The 14,377-nt window shown below is 64.0% G+C and carries 14 protein-coding genes; 12 read left to right on the top strand and 2 right to left on the bottom strand.

Annotation, left to right across the window (positions count from 1 at the left end):
• Window positions 1-976 precede the first annotated feature (976 nt).
• The 3 genes from QME71_09330 (at window position 977) to QME71_09340 (ending at window position 5,183) form a co-directional block, all read left to right on the top strand.
• The gene (locus tag QME71_09330) at window positions 977-2,383 is read left to right on the top strand and encodes an OB-fold domain-containing protein (protein ID MDI6858499.1); all 1,407 of its coding nucleotides are present in this window, start codon (window positions 977-979) and stop codon (window positions 2,381-2,383) included.
• A 14-nt stretch (window positions 2,384-2,397) separates the two neighbouring features.
• Window positions 2,398-3,573, top strand: a complete 1,176-nt coding sequence (locus QME71_09335; GenBank protein ID MDI6858500.1) for an acetyl-CoA acetyltransferase — start codon at window positions 2,398-2,400, stop codon at window positions 3,571-3,573.
• A gap of 179 nt (window positions 3,574-3,752) precedes the next feature.
• Window positions 3,753-5,183, top strand: a complete 1,431-nt coding sequence (locus QME71_09340) for a CoA-binding protein (protein MDI6858501.1) — start codon at window positions 3,753-3,755, stop codon at window positions 5,181-5,183.
• 18 nt (window positions 5,184-5,201) lie between these two features.
• Here QME71_09340 and QME71_09345 read toward each other — a convergent pair whose 3' ends face one another.
• The gene (locus QME71_09345) at window positions 5,202-5,933 is read right to left on the bottom strand and encodes an HD domain-containing phosphohydrolase (GenBank protein ID MDI6858502.1); all 732 of its coding nucleotides are present in this window, start codon (window positions 5,931-5,933) and stop codon (window positions 5,202-5,204) included.
• A gap of 144 nt (window positions 5,934-6,077) precedes the next feature.
• Between QME71_09345 and QME71_09350 the strand changes: the two genes are divergently transcribed.
• Window positions 6,078-6,272 carry a hypothetical protein gene (locus QME71_09350; GenBank protein MDI6858503.1) on the top strand — a complete coding sequence of 65 codons (195 nt, stop codon included), beginning with the start codon at window positions 6,078-6,080 and terminating at the stop codon, window positions 6,270-6,272.
• Window positions 6,273-6,408: 136 nt separating this feature from the next.
• On the top strand, window positions 6,409-8,232 hold the full coding sequence (locus QME71_09355) for an AMP-binding protein (protein ID MDI6858504.1): 1,824 nt from the start codon (window positions 6,409-6,411) through the stop codon (window positions 8,230-8,232).
• A gap of 249 nt (window positions 8,233-8,481) precedes the next feature.
• Here QME71_09355 and hpt read toward each other — a convergent pair whose 3' ends face one another.
• Window positions 8,482-9,393: a hypoxanthine phosphoribosyltransferase gene (gene hpt / locus QME71_09360; protein MDI6858505.1), complete on the bottom strand. Its 912-nt coding sequence runs from the start codon at window positions 9,391-9,393 to the stop codon at window positions 8,482-8,484.
• Between the two features lie 180 nt (window positions 9,394-9,573).
• Here hpt and QME71_09365 point away from each other — a divergent pair, with 180 nt between their 5' ends.
• From QME71_09365 to QME71_09395, 7 genes are all read left to right on the top strand, one after another.
• Window positions 9,574-10,302: an ABC transporter permease gene (locus QME71_09365; GenBank protein MDI6858506.1), complete on the top strand. Its 729-nt coding sequence runs from the start codon at window positions 9,574-9,576 to the stop codon at window positions 10,300-10,302.
• Window positions 10,292-11,077, top strand: a complete 786-nt coding sequence (locus QME71_09370) for an ABC transporter ATP-binding protein (GenBank protein MDI6858507.1) — start codon at window positions 10,292-10,294, stop codon at window positions 11,075-11,077. Before QME71_09365 ends, QME71_09370 begins: the two co-directional genes overlap by 11 nt.
• A gap of 2 nt (window positions 11,078-11,079) precedes the next feature.
• Window positions 11,080-11,676 carry a methyltransferase domain-containing protein gene (locus tag QME71_09375; protein ID MDI6858508.1) on the top strand — a complete coding sequence of 199 codons (597 nt, stop codon included), beginning with the start codon at window positions 11,080-11,082 and terminating at the stop codon, window positions 11,674-11,676.
• A 63-nt stretch (window positions 11,677-11,739) separates the two neighbouring features.
• Entirely contained in the window at window positions 11,740-12,552 is an 813-nt protein-coding gene (locus tag QME71_09380) for a class I SAM-dependent methyltransferase (GenBank protein ID MDI6858509.1), read from the top strand.
• A gap of 3 nt (window positions 12,553-12,555) precedes the next feature.
• Entirely contained in the window at window positions 12,556-13,185 is a 630-nt protein-coding gene (locus QME71_09385; GenBank protein MDI6858510.1) for a hypothetical protein, read from the top strand.
• Entirely contained in the window at window positions 13,178-13,789 is a 612-nt protein-coding gene (locus QME71_09390) for a hypothetical protein (protein ID MDI6858511.1), read from the top strand. The genes QME71_09385 and QME71_09390 overlap by 8 nt, the downstream gene beginning before the upstream one ends.
• Window positions 13,786-14,295, top strand: coding sequence for a dual specificity protein phosphatase (locus QME71_09395; protein MDI6858512.1), 510 nt, complete (start codon window positions 13,786-13,788; stop codon window positions 14,293-14,295). The genes QME71_09390 and QME71_09395 overlap by 4 nt, the downstream gene beginning before the upstream one ends.
• Window positions 14,296-14,377: the final 82 nt, after the last annotated feature.

A 14,377-nucleotide genomic window follows, 5' to 3' on the forward strand; every position in this document is an offset into this window, starting at 1 on the left:
GCTCGCTTTACGTCGGATCAATGTTATGATCAATTTGCGAGCCTGTTGACGTCATTCTACGCTTGAATAGACGGCGGACGCAAGCGGGTGTACTCGTCCGGTACATTCCGTACACTCACCCCCTTTCCGCTTGTTTCTTGAGCCATGACTGGTAGAATTGTGCTGGTGTTCGTTGCCCGAGGGCCTGATGAGGCCGGATCGTGTTGTAGACCGTCTCGTAGGCCCGCCGTATCCGCTCGAACATGAGCCGCGGCAGCGGGAAGATACCTGGCGACCGCGGCAGCGCCCGGTAAAACAGCTCCGTACACCTGCATAGGCACTCCATATCTTCCTCTCCCCACGTGGCATTATGGTGTACGGAATGTATCTGGACGAGCGCACGAAAGACCCAAGGTTGCGGCTCTTTCAGCGCGAGCGCTGTTTGGGAGGAGCTAACTCGCCTTGCCGGGTGGGGGATCGCGTTATGGAATGACGCATGGAGCAGGCGATACGGCGGGCCAACGGCTTTGCGGGGCGGTCTAGTTGCAGAAATGAAGCGGCGAAGGTTTGACCAGGGCCGGCCAGAGCGCTTTCTTCATGGCGGCTCCTCCGCCACAAGCGCGATTCGAAGAGCAAGCCCCCGGCCGTTGCCGCAGCCGCTTATCCGTTTCGCATCCGTTGACGGATGGTGCTGGCTGGTCGGGCAGGGACGCCCGACCCTACCGGTGTTTGAGGCCATCCGCTACCCGTTTCCCATCCGTTGACAGGCTCTGATGCTCATGCACCGCGCCCTGAAGGACGCGGCATGAGAGTCAGCCGTTCGCTGTAGGACGGGGTGTTTTTGATTCCCGCGCCCCGGCAACGCGACGTGAGACGACGGCCGGCCGGGCCCCTCCTTCGTCTGAGATGCTGGCCCGTGATTGACTTATTCCGCGCCCCTGGAATAGGTTCAAGTCGCGAAGTCCCCAACCGAAAGCGCGGACCAAAGGAGGTTGCCATGGCAGGAATCAGGTCTGCGGGAGCATATATTCCCAAGTACCGTTTGGGAAAGGAGACCGCGGGCTGGCGCGCCCCCGGCGAAAAAGCGGTCGCCAACTTCGACGAAGACAGCGTGACCATGGCCGTCGCCGCCGGGGCCGACTGCCTCCGCGGTATCGATAGGGCGGAGGTCGACAGCATCCTCTTCGCCACCACGACGCCTCCCTATCTGGAGAAGCAGAACGCCGCCCTCATCGCCACCGCGCTCGACCTGCGCAATGACATATCGAGCGCGGACATCGCGAACGTGCTGCGAGCCGGCACCACGGCGGTGAAGATCGCCCTCGAGAGCGTGAACGCGGGCTCGGCGAAGAACGTCCTCGTCGTTGCCGCCGACTCTCGGCTCGCCGTGCCGCGCGACCCCATGGAGCCCGCCATCGGCGACGGCGCCGCTGCCCTGCTCATCTCGAAGGACGGCGTCTTTGCCGAAATCACCGCTAGCCATCACGTGACCGACAGCATGCTCGACGTCTGGCGCGCCCGCGACGACACGTTCGTCCGTTCGTGGGAAGACCGCTTTGTCATCGAAGAGGGGCTTTTGCGCGTTTTGCCGCAGGCCGTCGGCGCCTTCATGGAAAAGAGCGGCCTCAAGCCTGCGGACTTCTCCAAGGCCGTCTACTACTCGAACGACGCCCGCCGCCACGCCCAGCTCGCGCGGCAGATGGGCTTCAAGGAGGAGCAGGTCCAGGACCCGATGTACGGCGTCGTCGGGAACACGGGCGTCGCCTTCCCCCTCATGCTGCTGGTCGCCGCGCTGGAGGAAGCGAAATCCGGTGACAGGCTGCTCCTCGCAGGCTACGGCGACGGCGCCGACGTCTTCTCGATCGAGGTGAAACGCGGCGCGGACGGCTCGAAGAATGGATGGCGCGGCGTCAAGAAACACGTGGAGTCGAAGCGCCTCCTCAAGACGTACGATGAGTACGCGCGCTGGCGCGAACTGATGACGACGGCAGCCGCGCGCCGGCCGCCCCTTCCCACGCCGTCCGTTTCCGCCCTCTGGCGCGAGACCGACAAGAACATCCGCCTGCACGCTTCGCGCTGCAAGAGCTGCGGCTACCTCCAGTACCCGCCGCAGCGCGTCTGCATCAAGTGCATGACCAGGGACAGCTTCGAGCCGGTAAGACTCTCCGATAAGAAGGCGGAGATATTCACCTATTCGATGGACTACGTGGCCGGTACGCCGGACGTCCCCCTCGTCGTCACCGTCGTCAACTTCGAGGGCGGCGGACGGATGATCTGCATGATGACGGACCGCGAGGTCGAAGAGGTGCGGGTGGGCTTGCCCGTCGAGATGAGCTTCCGAAAGCTGCACACCGTCGGCGGCGTCCACAACTACTACTGGAAGTCGACGCCCGTAAGGGCATAGCCGCGGGAGGAAGAATCATGGAAGGGATCAAAGACAGAGTAGCCATCGTCGGCATGGGCTGCACGAGGTTCGGCGAGCGCTGGGACGTGGACGGCATCGACCTGCTGGTCGAGGCCTGCTATGAGGCGTACGAGGACGCGGGCATCGAGCCGAAAGACATCCAGGCCGCCTGGTTCGGGACGGTGGGAAGCTTCAGCACCGGACAACCCCTGGCGACGGCGACGAAGCTGAACTACATCCCCATCACCCGCGTAGAGAACGCCTGCGCCACCGCCACCGACGCCTTCCGCAACGCCGCCTACGCGGTCGCCGCGGGCATCTACGACATCGTGCTCGCCGCGGGCGTCGAAAAGCTGAAGGACACCGGGTTCACCGGCCTCTCGGGCGCCGCTGCCGCCGGCTCCAACGTCGACCCGCCGGTGCCGCCGCCGTCGCAGTTCGCGCTCGCCGCCACGCGCTACTTCCACCACTACGGCATTCCCTACGAAGAGGGGAAGAAGACGCTGGCCCAGATAGCGGTGAAGAACCACCAGAACGGCGCGCTGAACCCCAAGGCCCACCTGCGCCGCGAGATCACCATCGAAGACGCCCTCAAGGCGCCGATGATCGCCTGGCCGCTGGGCCTGTTCGACTGCTGCGGCGTGAGCGACGGCGGGGCCGCTGCCATCATCACCCGGCCGGAGATCGCGAAGAGCATGCGATCAGACTACGTGCTGGTGAAGGGCATCGGGCTGGCCGTCAGCGGAATGCAGGGTATCCTTCAGGACGACTACGATTTCGTCCACTTCCCCGAGAGCGTGAACGCCGCCAGACAGGCGTACGCTGAGGCTGGAATCAAAGACCCGCGGCAGGAGATCGACCTCGCGGAAGTGCACGACTGCTTCACCATCACCGAGCTGATCATCTACGAGGACCTGGGGTTCAGCGCCCGCGGCAAGGCGCCGGAGGATGTCGCTGCGGGCTCGTTCACGCTGCGCGAAGGCGACCTGCCGGTCAACCCGGACGGCGGCCTCAAGTGCTTTGGCCATCCTATCGGCGCCAGCGGCCTGCGCATGATCTACGAAGTGTATAAACAAATACAGGGGAAAGCCGGTGAACGCCAGCTAAAGAAGGCCGATATCGGGCTGACGCACAATCTCGGCGGACGCCCCGGCTCGTTCACCTGCTCGGTGGCCATCTTCGGCCGCTAGCCGGGAGCGGCGGACGGTGGCAGCGCACGGAGAGTTTAGAGGGGGCGAGTAGTCGATCAAACCCGTTCTCCGGCCGCCGCGGGTGAAAGGGGAAACGCCGCAGCGTGAGCGTCTCAACCGGAAGGCAGCCGCAATACGGGCAGGGGGCGCCGCTCCCTGCCCCTTGACGAATGGTGAGAATGGAAGAAGGTAAGCACCCTCTCGACTTCGTGTTTCATCCACGCTCGATCGCTATCGTCGGCGTGTCCAGCAGGCCGCGCGATTGGGGTGGCGGCAATATGTTCCTCCGCATGCAGCTCAATGCCGGCTTCCACGGTCCCGTGTACCCCGTCAACCCGAACGTCGATGAGGTCATGGGCCTCAAATGCTACCCCTCGCTTACAGCTATCCCCGGCCCCGTCGATCACGTCATCTCCAGCATCCCCGCAGCGGGCGTCCTCGACCTCATGGACGACGCCGCCGCCAAGAAGGTGCGCTGCGTCCACTTCTTCACCGCCGGCTTCCGCGAGACCGGCGACCCGGAGCGCATCGAGCTCGAGCGCAAGGTGCTGGAGAAAGCGCGGGCCGCGGGGATCAGGATCGTCGGGCCGAACTGCATGGGCATCTATTGCCCCGCGTCAGGGATCACGTTCGGCATGGACTTCCCGAAGGAGCCGGGCGACGTAGCCTTCATCTCGCAGAGCGGGCTCAACGGCGAGGACTTCATCCATCATGCCGCCGTCCTGGGCGTCCGCTTCAGCAAGGCCGTCAGCTACGGCAATGCCGTCGATCTGGATGAGAGCGACTTCTTTGAGTACTGCGCCGCCGACCCCGAGACGAAGATAATCACCGCCTACATCGAGGGCGTCAAAGACGGGCCGCGATTCCGCCGCGCTCTCATGGCTGCTTCGGCGGCGAAACCCGTCATCATCCTCAAAGGCGGGCTTACCAGTGCGGGCAGCCGCGCCGCCGATTCGCACACGGGCAGTATGGCGGGCTCGCCGCAGGTGTGGGATGCCCTGTGCAAGCAGGCGCGCGTCATCAGCGCGGAGAGCTTGGAGGAGCTGGCCGACCTTGCCGTCACCTTCGCGCGTTTCCCGAGGCCGGCCGGCCGCGGCCTTGCCGTCATCGTCGTCGGCGGCGGCGCCAGCGTCATGATCTCCGACCGCGCCGAAAAGATGGGCCTGCCGCTTCCCGAAATATCGAGCGAAGTGCAAGCGGAGCTCCGCAAGTTCACACCCCTTGCCGGCACAAGCATCCGCAACCCTCTCGACACCGTCGCTCTCGAAGACAAAGACGGCCTCAACCAGACCGTAAACATCGTCGCCCGCTCGCCGGGCATCCACGCCGTCCTGATCCTTCCTCGTCTTGACTGGGGGATTGACCGTGCGGACGACCTCGAAGCGTTTGTGAGGGGAAACGTGGACAGGTTTGCCGAGTCTGCGCGCCGGAGCAAGATTCCAGTCGCGCTCGCCCTTCGGGCCCCGGACGAACCCAAGACAATGGCCGCGCTCCGGCTCTTCTTCCGCTTTGCCGCAGAGGCGGGGATCGCGACCTATCCCGACTTCCCGCGCGCGCTGAACGCTATCGCCAAGTTCATCGCCTGGCATGAGGACCGCGACGACGGCTAGCGCAGAGGACGGAAGGCCCTACGCCGTCGACTTCTTCCCATCGAGGGACACGATGCCCGGGTACTGCTGACCGAGCCGCACGGCGCGGATAAACTGCTGCACGAGATAAGGGTCGAACTGCTCGCCCGCTTTCTCCGCGATCTCTTCCAGCGCCACCTTGGGGGTCCGCGCATGACGGTAGGGGGAATCGAGGATCATTGCTGTGAAGGCGTCCGCTATCGCCATTATGCGCGCGTGCAGCGGGATTTCGTCGCCGTGCTTCCCCTTGAGATAGCCGCCGCCGTCCCATCGTTCGTGGTGGAACAGCACGACTTCCAGCACCAGGTCGTGCAGCCAGCGAGGGCAGGAGCGCAGGATGTCCCAATCGCGAAGCAGGTCGTAGCCGATGGAAACGTGGGAACGCAGCGCGAAAAGCTCCGCGTCTGAGAGCGGCCCCTCCTTTGTCAAGAGGTTCGGCGGCAGGGCGATCTTGCCGAGGTCATATACGTGGCCTGCCACCCACAGGCCGCCGATCAGGTCGGTTGAGAGCTGCAGCCGGCGCGCCAGGGCGAGGGCGTGCTGGGCCGCCAGTTGCGAATGCGCTCCCGAATAGTTGTCCCTGCTGTCCAGATCGCGTTCCCACTGCTCGAAGAGCGCCTCGATCTGGAGACGCATGCGGCGGGGAAGGACATCAGCGAGCGTCTCGATAATGCGCCCATCATCCGAAGCAGAGATCGTAGCTTTGCCGTCTAACCCTTGCCAGCGAAACATAACGGGTCAATGGGCCCTACATAAACGCAGGCTGGGTGGACACGCGCCACCAAACCCGCAGTCTTTCCTACATATATAACGGCATCAGCGGCCGTTCCCTTTAATCGTTTGACCGTTGTTGTACAATCGAAATTGGAGGGCAGGATGACAATCGAGAACATTGGGGACCCCGTCGAACAGGCGCCGGCAGGCGAGGAACAGTATCGCGTCCGCCTCGGCGACCTGCAGTGCCCGCGCTGCAAGAAGACGTTCACGGCCACTTACTGGAACGGAGAGCAACTGATCCAGGCGCGCTGCTTGAGCTGCGACCTCAAGTGGCCGCGGCCCGACGTCGTCTGAGCAGTGCCCCCGGCCGACTGCGGGGCGGGAGCCGCTTTCTCCCGGCGGGAACGGCTCTTCCCGATGTGTTTGCCCGTTTGCCCGTATATATCGTCGATATTAGAATCACTGCAATATTGCCGCGAAGAGGGACGACATGGCGCAAATGACAATCCCTGCGATGTTCGAGGAAGCGGTCCGCCGCCACGAAAGGAAAGCGGCGTTCCAGATGAAGGTAGGCAGGGAGTACAGGGAACTCACGTACGGCGATCTTTACCGGCGGGCCCGCGCGTTTGCCTCCGGACTCGTCGCCCTGGGAATGAGGCCCGGCGACAGGGTGGGCCTGGTGGCCGAGAACGGCTTCGAGTGGGTGACCGCCTACCTCGGGCTGTCGATGGCCGGCGGCGTCGGCGTGCCGGTGTACTACGAACTGAAGCCGCCCGAGATCGAAGACGCCCTCAAGCGCGCCGAGGCCCGATTTGTCGTTACCTCCGCGAAGGTGCTTCCCAAGATCCCCGAGCGGCTGTCCGAGCTGGAGACCGTCTTCGTCATCGGCGACGGCGCCGCCGCGGTCGAAGCACGGTCATCACTCGTCGGCTTCCTCTACCGCCGTCCCCGCGCGCGTCTGCTGCCCTTCGAGGCGGTAGCGGAGCAGGCCACGCCCGAAAGCGACACCGCCCTCGCTGCTATCGGCATCAAGCCGGAAGACCTCGCGTCCATCGTCTACACCTCCGGCACGACCGGCGGCGCCAAGGGCGTGATGCTCACCCACGGCAACTTCGTCTCGAACGTGAGCGGAGTCCCGCAGATCATGCCGGTCGGCGAGAGGGACAAGATCCTGCTTCTTCTGCCCCTCCATCACGCATATCCGTTCACCGTCGAATTCCTCCTCCCCCTTGCGGTGGGAGCGACGGTGGTCATTGAAAACGACCTCGTGCGCGTCCGCGACCGCCTCTCGGAGACGCATCCCACCGTTTTCGCCGGCGTCCCGGCGTTGTTCGACATCATGCTGCGCGCCATACGGAGCCAGGCGGAGGCGCAGGGCCGCGGGCAGATATTCCAGCGCGGCCTCGACCTTGTGGCGCGGGTCAAAGAGCGCACGGGCATAAACATCGGCCATCTCGTCTTCCGCGAGCTGCACGCGCGGCTGGGCGGCCGCCTGCGCTTCATGGCCAGCGGCGGCGCTGCCCTCAGCCCCGACACGGCGCGGACTTACTACAAGCTCGGCCTCCTCTTGCTCCAGGGATGGGGTCTGACCGAGACCTCACCCATTATCACCGGCCAGCGCTTTTACCCCAGCAGGTTCAGGCTGACCAACTACTATGAGAAACAGCTCGGATCTGTGGGCAAGCCCCTCCCCGCGGTCGACGTTACCCTCATAGACGTGCCGGAAAAGGAAATATACGTCCTCCTGCACGACGAAGGCGAGCTCACCGTCCGTGGCCCAAACGTGACCCCGGGCTACTGGAAGGCGGAGCCGGAGACGCGCGCCGCCAAGATCGGAGAGTGGCTCCGAACAGGCGACGTGGGCCGGATCGACAAGGACGGCAACGTGTTCATCACCGGGCGCAGCAAGTACGTCATAGTCCTCGAATCCGGCGAAAAGGTCCACCCCGACGAGGTGGAAGGCCTTCTCCAGACAAGCCCCCTCATCGAGGACGTCGCGGTCGTCGGCCGTAACGTGAGGGGAAAGACGCAGGTATCGTGCGTCGTCTACCCGAATTACGCCGCGGTCAGCGAGCGGCTGGCCGGCAATGGGCAGTCCGTGGACGAGAGGACGGTGCGGGAGATCGTGACGTCGGAGATCGATCGGCTGGAAGAGACGATAGCCCCCTACAAGCGCACCGTCGACTGCACCCTCACGGACTCGCCCCTGCCCAAGACGGCGCTGCGAAAAGTGGCCCGCGAACTGCTCTCGGAGAGCTACTCTTTCGACGTGAAGCGCTGGCAGGAGAGCAGCGCGAGCCTCAGCCTTACATAACCCACGGTTTTTTTGAAATTTGTGGCGATTTTTCGCCCGCTGGGCTTGACAAGCCTTGCCCGGAATGGTATGTTGACAAGTGCTCCGAGTGGCGGAGTAATCCCGGTGGACAAACCTGAGCCGGTAAGCCAAGGGCGAAAGCCTGAGGCAGAAAACTCAGGGGCGGATGAAACCAGGAAAGCAAGGTCACTCGGGGCTTTGCTTTGTGGCGCGTCGACTCCCGTCGGCGGACGCGAGAGGCGCCGCAACCTAGGGCTGCTGCGGCGGCTTGAGGGTGGCGATGAACGACAGGTTGCGGTAGAGCTGGTGGTAATCGAGGCCGTACCCGATGACAAACTCGTCCGGTATCTCAAAGCCTACGTACGCTATGGGGATGTCCACCAGCCGCCGCGCCCTGCGGTCGAGCAAAGTGCACACCTTCAGGCTGGCCGGGCGATGCGCCTCTAAATAGCCCAGCAGGTAGTTCAGCGTCATCCCCGTGTCGATGATGTCCTCCACGACCAGCACATCGCGCCCCTCGACGTTCTCGTCCAGGTCCTTCAGTATGCGCACCGACGTCCCGCTCTCGTTCTCGTAAGATGATATCGCCATGAAATCGACGGCAAGGGGAAGCGATATCTGGCGCATGAGGTCGGCCATGAAGCAGGTAACCCCCTTGAGGACGCCCACGAGCAGCGGCGTCTTGCCGCGATAGTCCTTCGTGATCTGGGCCCCCAGCTCGCTGACGCGGCGCTTGAGCTGAGGCGCGCTGATGAGCACCCGCTCGATGCGCTCGATGCTCTTCGAGGAGGGCGGACCGAAGCCGTACTTCGCCAGGAGCCGCAGGTAGTCGCGCTTATTCAGCAGCTTTATTTTCGTGTGCGGGTAGAGCTGGCGCATGAGGCGGACCTTGCGGTGCTTATCCGTCATCAGCCCCTGCCGGAGCGTCGTCAGCTCAATATACGTATCGATGTCGGGCAGATAGAAATCGGGGGTGAACGCTTCCGTCACGCGGTCTTCTTCGGTCCGAAGGGGGAATGTCCGCGGTTCGTACTGCCAGCTTATGCCGTAGAAGTCGAGTATCTTCGCGAACTCCTCTTCGCTGGCGTGCGCAAACACAGTCGGTCGGGCCTTCTCGATGTCTGTCGCGTCGGCCGGCGTCGGTTCGATTTCGCCCTTCATTTCCTCTCCTGTTTCACCCTACCCTTTCACAACAAAACATTCAAGTGTCTTAGCGATATGAAAATGTCTGTTGATTTCTGGCCGTTCGCCTGCTAGTCTTGTACCCGAGCCCGCAACGAAAGAGGTGGGGCAGCCATTACCCTTCGACGATTCCGCAGAACCTGGGAGCTGCTGTACCTGATCACCGCGAGGGAGCTAAAGCTAAGGTACCAGGATACCGCGCTCGGTTTCATCTGGTCGTTGCTCAAGCCCCTCCTGCTGGGGGCCGTTCTGTATTTTGCCCTCCAGCGCGTCGTCCGCATCAGAGTAGACGACTATCACCTCGTGCTGCTCTCCGCCCTCTTCCCCTGGATCTGGTTTCAGACGTCGGTGCTGCTCGCTTCGCCCGTGATCTCTCACAACGGCAACCTCATCAAGAAAGTGCACTTTCCCCGCTACGTGCTGCCGTTCGCGACCGTCGCCAACAACATGGTCCATTTTCTGCTCACGCTGCCCGTTCTCGCCATCTTCGTCGTCGCCTCCGGTTACCGGCCCTCCCTGACGTGGATCGTCGGTATTCCCGTTCTCACGCTCGTCGAGCTCGTGCTGCTCATGGGCGTTGTGCTCTTCATCTCGTCCATCAACGTCTACTTCCGAGACCTGGAGCACCTGGTCGAGGTATTCCTCAACCTGCTGTTCTACGTCACACCCATCATCTATCCGCTCGACATCGTGCCCGACAGGTACCAGAACCTTCTTCTGGTGAACCCGCTTACCTCGCTTATGGAGGCCTGGCGCGATCTCTTCATCGACAACGCGCTCCCCAGTCCGGAGGCGCTCTGGCCGTGTCTGTTATTTACCGCGCTCGCCTGCGCCGTCGGCAGCGCCGTGTTCGGGCGGTTGGAGAGGGGTTTCGCCGATGCGTTATGACGACCCGAACGTGATAACGCTGGAGCACGTGTCGAAGCGCTACTACCTGCGGTCGCAGCGTCCGACTGAGCTAAAAACGGCGCTGCTGCACCTGCCTTCTTTTCTTCAACGCAGCGATCGCGGCCGGCGCCCCTTCTGGGCCCTCGACGACATCTCCTTCAGCGTGCGCAGAGGCGAGAGCCTGGGTGTCATCGGGCCTAACGGCTCCGGCAAGAGCACCCTGCTCAAGATCATTGCAGACCTCGCCGCGCCGACGAAGGGTAAGGTCACCGTCAACGGGCGCATCTCCGCCCTCCTCGAGCTCGGCGCCGGCTTTCACCCCCAGATCACCGGCCGCGAGAATGCGATCCTGAACGCCGTGCTGCTTGGTCTCAGCAGGAAGGAAGCGGAAGAGCGGCTGCCGGAGATAATCGATTTTTCCGAGCTGCACGACTTCATCGACCAGCCCATGCGCACTTATTCTTCCGGCATGTACATCCGTCTCGGTTTCGCGGTGGCGGTGCACGTGAAGGCGGACGTCCTTCTCGTCGACGAGGTGCTGGCGGTAGGAGACACGCAGTTCCAGCAGAAGTGCTTCGACCACATCGAAAAGCTGCGGCGGGACGGCGTCACTATCGTCGTCGTCTCGCATGACCTAGGAGCGGTAACGCGCTTTTGTGACCGCGCCATCCTTCTTCAGCACGGCCGTCTGCAGATAGACGGGCCCTCGCAGCCCGTGGTCCACGAATACCTCTCGCGCATCACCGCTTTCCTGGGCCAGGCGATATCATCCTAGAGATCGGAGGCCGGAAGCGAATGGTCACTCTGGACATAAACGGCATTCGCAGGCGACGCGGCGCGCTCAAGGTCAGCAGGAACCTTGCCCCCGGCGTCACTGTCCTTGCCGACTTGGAGTACGGCCTGCCCTTCAAGGATGACACGGTGGAGGAAGTCTACCTCGACCACACGCTGGAGAACGTGCAGGACCTCATGAAGGTGATGAGGGAGCTCTGGCGCGTCTGCCGCGCCGGCGCCCTTCTGCATATCTGGGCTTCCCATGCCACCTCCGCCTGGGCAAGCACGCGTAACCCGGGCCAGAAGCGGCTGTACACCATCGAGACCTTCGAGTTCTTCGACCCGCAGAAGAACCGGCTTGCGCCCCCGGACGCGGCCTTCGAGATCGAGCACTCGCGGCTGTATCTCACGACGATGCGACAGGGGCAGCGGCCGCGGCTTACCGGCGGTCTCATCTCTTCCGTCGTGGAATCACTCGCGAACAAGGACCGCGGCAGCCAGTACCGCTGGGAGCGCTGGCTCGGCCCCCTCATCGGTTTTGAAGAGTTCTTCGTTCTCCTCGCCACCGTCAAGGCCCCGCCGTGGGCGGAAGAACCCTGATGTAGTGGCGCCCCGACAGGTGCCGCCTCCTCTCGAAACGGGGGACTGAACAGTAAAAACGCTATGCTGGAACCTGCCGTCGACCTGGACTACGACCTCGACGAAGACAAGGGCCTGTACACGGGCTGGCTCTTCCAGGGCCTCTGCCGCGCCCACCACTTCTTCTTCGACCGGGTGCGGCAGGCGGTCGTCGACACCACGGTGGACGGCCCGCCGGGACGCGTTCTGGACGTAGGCTGCGGCATAGCCTACGAAGCGGCGATCTTCTCCCGCCGCGGCTGGCAGTCGTGGGGTCTCGAGCCCTCCCCGGCCATGCTGGCCCGCGCGCGGACGAACGTCGAGCGATCGCGGGCGCGGGTGACGCTGGTCCGGGGGATCGCCGAGCGCCTGCCCTTCAAGGACGACGCCTTCGACCGCGTCCTTTGCCAGGGCTCGCTCGACCATTTCGCCGACCCGCAGGCGTTTGTCGCCGAGCTCGCGCGTATCCTCAAGCCGGAGGGCCGGGCCGTAATCGCCCTAACCAATTACGACAGCCTCTCTTGCCGCCTGGGGCGCGTTGTCTTCGCCGTCAGACGCGCTTTCGGCCTTCCCCTGCCGCCGCCGGAGTACCGCTACTGGCAGCCGCCCGTCACCCACACCTTCCGGGGGAACCACGCCTCCATCGCCGGGCTGGGCGGGTCCCGGCTGCGAATGGAGCGCTGTTTTGGTATCTCTCTCCTGTGGCTATTGCCCCGCTGGACGCAGATCGTCGAGCGCATGCCGGCGCCCCTCGGCGAGGCGGCGCTGCGGGCGCTTGACGGAGTGGCCTATCGGTTACCCGCCCTGGCGGATATGATTGTCTCGGTGTGGACTCCCTTCGGGAGGTGGAAAGCCTGAAGCATGTTTGAGACAGTCCGCGAAGACTACGACCGCTACCTTTACACCAGCTTCGTCTGGGTGCCCGACTACAAGCGCCGCTCCGAGTTCTCGCGCCGCCTCGAGCGCTGGGACGCCATCGTCTTCCGTGGCCTCTGGCCCTCGGTATGCCTTTATCGGTTTCGTGAATGGGCGAGCGCGCGCGGCGTTCCCCTCCTCCCCTGGCTGGCCGAGGCGCTCAACCGGCTCATGTTCAAAGTGATAATCGGGAAGGACGTGAAGATAGGCCCCGGCTTCTGCATCTCCCACGGCGACATCGTCATCGACGGCATCGTGCGCATCGGTAGGAACTGCACCGTCAACCCCTTCGTCACCATCGGCCTTGCCACAGGAAGCGACATCGGGCTCAGCTTCGTCGGCCCCACGATGGGCGACAACGTGTACGTGGGGACGGGCGCCAAAGTGCTTGGGCCCATCACCATCGGCGACAACGCCAAGATCGGCGCCAACGCCGTCGTCCTCAGCGACGTCCCCGCGGGCCACACGGCCGTCGGGGTGCCCGCGCGCACCTTCCCATCGAAGCCGCCGAAGAAAAGAGCGCATCCGGCTAAGAACAGCGCGGCCGCGAGCGCCAACGATCCGCCAAATGTTTGAGAACGTAAAGGAAGACTTCAAAGTCTATGCCAATCTGACCGGCGTCAAGGAGATAAAGGGGGTGCCCGGGGCCTCTCAGCTCAACGACATCCGCCGCTTCCTTGCCGCCCTCTGGCTCTTCCCCTTCTCCGCCGTATTGCTGTACCGGTTCAAGGTCTGGCTGCGCGCGCACCACGTGCCCTTCTTCCCCCGTCTCGTCGACTGGATAAACATGCTCGTCTGGCGCGTCCAGATCGCCGATAACGTCTCCATCGGGCCGGGGCTCTGCATATCACACGGCGACGTTATGGTCGCGGGCGAGGTCAAGATCGGCCGCAACTGCACCTTGAACCCGTGGTCAGGGCTGGGGCTGGCGCACCGACGGCGAGTGGCGCACCCCTGGGAGGCGCTGGTCGGCCCGACGGTGGGCGATAACGTCTTCGTCGGCGTCGGCTCGCGCGTCGTCGGCGCCATAACGATCGGCGACAACGTGCGCATCGGCGGCAACTCGCTCGTGATCCGCGACGTGCCAAGCAATTCGGTGGTCGCCGGCAACCCCGCACGGGTGATCGAGGATACGGAGGCCGACGCCGATCTGCTGGCGGAGCGCGAGGAGGTGGAATGATCGCTGTGCCCTCCCTGCTGCGCCGCGCGTACGCGCTCGTTCGTCCGGCACGCTTGACGGTCTGGATAACGCCGGAGCTGGCGCTCGGCCCCGCCTTCACCAACGAGCAGATACCGGTCCTCGAGCGGGAAGGGGTGGGCGCCGTCATCGAAGTGCGCAGCGCTCCGGTCGACGACGAGGAAGCGCTGGCGCGCCGTGGGATCGTCCTCAGGCGGGTGCCCGTCAAGGACCGCCATGCGCCGACGCAACGGCAGTTGCAGGCCACGACGCGCTGGGCGCTGAAGCAGATAGCGTCCGGCCGCAAAGTATACGTCCATTGCCTCAGCGGCCTCGGGCGCAGCCCCTGCATGGCAATCGCCGTCCTCATCGCCATGGGACACCCCTTCTCCGACGCTTATTCGGCCGTGAAGGCGCGCCGGCCCTGGCTCAACCTGTCCGCCTCGCAGCGGGAAGCGCTCGAGCGGTTCGAGCGGGGACTGCGCGAAGGCGGCCCTGCAACCGGCTGAATCGCCCCGAATCCGTCCCCCTGCTTGTCTTTCCCTTCAGTTCAGGGTTTCCCGCTCCCCGCGTAAGGGTTTCTCTGATTGA

The organism is Dehalococcoidia bacterium (assembly GCA_030018455.1).
In the GTDB taxonomy this organism is placed as follows: domain Bacteria; phylum Chloroflexota; class Dehalococcoidia; order DSTF01; family JALHUB01; genus JASEFU01.